We start from the raw sequence: 2733 nt of genomic DNA, 5'->3' as shown, positions 1-2733 counted from the left end.
ATCCGGCCCTGCCTACACCGGGCGGGTGATGAAGATCTTCGAGAGGCGCAGCGATGCCGTGCTCGGCGTCTTTCGCGTTCTGAAGGACGGCACGTTCCGCATCGAACCGGTGGAGCGGCGCCAGCCCGAACTGATCGTCGACAAGGAATTCCAGAACGGCGCCAGGAACGGCGACCTGGTGGAGGTCGAGCCCGCGCGCGCCTCCCGCTACGGGCTGCCGAGGGCCAAGGTGCTCAACGTTCTGGGCTCGCTGACCAGCGAGAAGGCGGTCTCGATGATCGCCATCCACGCGCATGACATCCCGCACATCTTCCCGGCCGACGTCTTCGCCGAAGCCGAGGCGGTGAAGCCCGCGACGCTTGCCGGCCGCGAGGACTGGCGCGACCTGCCGCTGATCACCATCGATCCGGCCGACGCCAAGGACCATGACGACGCGGTGTTCGCGACGCCTGACCCGGACGAGAAGAACCCCGGCGGCGTGCTGGTCACGGTGGCGATCGCCGATGTCGCGGCCTACGTCCGCTACGGCAGCGCGCTCGATCGCCAGGCTCTGAAGCGCGGCAATTCGGTCTATTTCCCGGATCGCGTCGTGCCGATGCTGCCGGAGCGCATCTCCAACGACCTCTGTTCGCTGCGCGAAGGCCAGGACCGGCCGGGGCTCGCCGTGCGCATGACCTTCTCCGCCGACGGTCGCAAGCTTCGCCACTCCTTCCACCGGATCATGATGAAGTCGGCGGCCAAGCTCGCCTATACGCAGGCGCAGGCGGCCATAGACGGCATGCCGGACGACAAGACCGGGCCGATTCTCGCGACGGTGCTGAAGCCGCTATGGGATGCCTATGCGGTGCTGAAGCGCGGCCGTGACGGCCGCCAGCCGCTCGAGCTCGACCTGCCCGAGCGCAAGATCCTGCTCAAAGAGGACGGCACGGTCGACCGCGTCGTCGTGCCGGATCGACTCGATGCCCACAAGCTGATCGAGGAGTTCATGATCCAGGCCAATGTCGCGGCCGCCGAAACGCTGGAGGCGAAGAAGGAGTCTCTGGTCTACCGCATCCACGACGCGCCTTCACTCGCCAAGCAGGAATCGCTGCGCGAATTTCTGCAGACGCTCGGCCTGTCGCTGGCGCGCGGCGCGCAGATGCGGCCGAACCAGTTCAACGGCATCCTCGAGCGCGTGCGCGGCGCCGACAATGAGGCGCTGGTCAACGAAGTGGTGCTGCGTTCACAGAGCCAGGCCGAGTATTCGCCGAAGAACATCGGCCATTTCGGCCTCAATTTGAAACGCTACGCGCATTTCACCTCGCCGATCCGCCGCTATGCCGACCTTATCGTGCATCGCGGGTTGATCGCCGCGCTGAACCTCGGCCCGGGCGGTCTCACCCAGCAGGAAGCCGAGCGTCTGGAGGAGGTCTCGGCGCTGATCTCCGCCACCGAGCGCCGCGCCATGGCGGCGGAGCGCGACACGGTCGACCGGCTGGTCGCCGCCTATCTCGCCGAGCGCATCGACGAGCGTTTCGACGCGCGCATCTCCGGCGTCACCAAAGCGGGACTATTTGTCCAATTGCCGCAGTTCGGCGCGGATGGTTTCATCCCGGTGTCAAGTCTGGACGGCGATTACTATATATACGACGAAACTGCCCGATCGCTTTTCGGAGAACGCACCGGCAAGGGCTATCAGCTTGCCGACCGCGTCGAGGTTCGCCTGATCGAGGTGGCGCCTATGGCCGGCGCGATGCGTTTCGAAATGCTGACCGACCCGAAGCCGCTGCCCGGCTCCAAGCGGTCGTTCCACAAAGCCAAGGGCCGCGCCCGCGCGTCGCAATCGCGCTCGGGCCCGCGCGGCAGGAGACGGTGATGGCAAGGCAATTGCAGATGGAAGACCAGGTTTTCGGCGGCGAGCACCATTCGGGCCGGACCGCCCGCCCGCTGTGGACGGCGATGAAGCGGGGCCTGCTCGGCCGCTGCCCGCATTGCGGCGAGGGCAAGCTGTTCCGCGCCTATGTCAAGACCGTCGACAGATGTGATCATTGCGGCGAAGAACTTTACCATCACCGCGCCGACGACCTGCCTGCCTATCTGGTGGTTGTCATCGTCGGCCATATCGTGCTTGGCGCCTTCATGGGCGTCGAGGCGACCTCCACGCTCTCCACCTGGCAGCACATCCTCATCTGGGTGCCGCTGACCATCCTTCTGGCGGTCGTGCTGCTACAGCCGGTCAAGGGCGCCGTCATCGGCCTGCAATGGGCCCTCTATATGCACGGCTTCGGCGGCGAAGAAGACGTCATCGAGCACCATCCCGAGGCTTGAAGCCGCGGCTGGCGCAATCGGCGACGGCTGAACGCCACTTTCGCATGCGGGAAGTTTCCGCTAAAGCGCCTCGCATATGAACGGGATCACGCGACGCGCTTCAGATCTTTGCTTTCATGCATGTCATCATCCCCAAGACAGACACGGCGTTTGGGCGACATGCATCAGCTCGGGGACGGAATGACCAAAGCGAATGTCGACAAGCTTGAGCCGAGCGTTGCCGCGCCTGCCGCAAAGCCGTTGCGTCCGCGCGATGCCGCGACATTGATCCTGCTCGACCGCAAGGGCGACGAGGTCCTGGTGCTGATGGGCCGCCGCCATGCCGGCCACGCCTTTATGCCCGGCAAGTTCGTCTTTCCGGGCGGCCGCACCGATCCGGCCGACAGCCGCATTGCTGTCGCCGCAGCCCTCCACCCCCCGGAAGAA

General features: G+C 65.6%; 2 protein-coding genes and 1 pseudogene. All 3 read left to right on the top strand.

Features of this window, described 5'->3' with window-relative positions:
* On the top strand, positions 1-1855 hold a 1855-nt coding region (rnr, locus tag EOA33_RS31080; protein ID WP_127407376.1), incomplete at its 5' end, for a ribonuclease R.
* Positions 1855-2307, top strand: a complete 453-nt coding sequence (locus EOA33_RS31075; protein ID WP_126054301.1) for a DUF983 domain-containing protein — start codon at positions 1855-1857, stop codon at positions 2305-2307. The genes rnr and EOA33_RS31075, both read left to right, overlap by 1 nt.
* A 180-nt stretch (positions 2308-2487) precedes the next feature.
* A pseudogene (locus tag EOA33_RS31070) lies at positions 2488-2733 on the top strand (NUDIX hydrolase); the annotation flags it as partial.

This window comes from Mesorhizobium sp. M4A.F.Ca.ET.050.02.1.1 (assembly GCF_003997725.1).
GTDB lineage: Bacteria > Pseudomonadota > Alphaproteobacteria > Rhizobiales > Rhizobiaceae > Mesorhizobium.
Note: the sequence above shows the minus strand (reverse complement) of the source record. Positions and strands in the feature narration are given on the sequence as shown.

Coding starts and splice junctions, on each gene's coding strand:
- EOA33_RS31075 (WP_126054301.1), top strand. CDS start 1,855: ATGGCAAGGCAATTGCAGATGGAAGACCAGGTTTTCGGCGGCGAGCAC.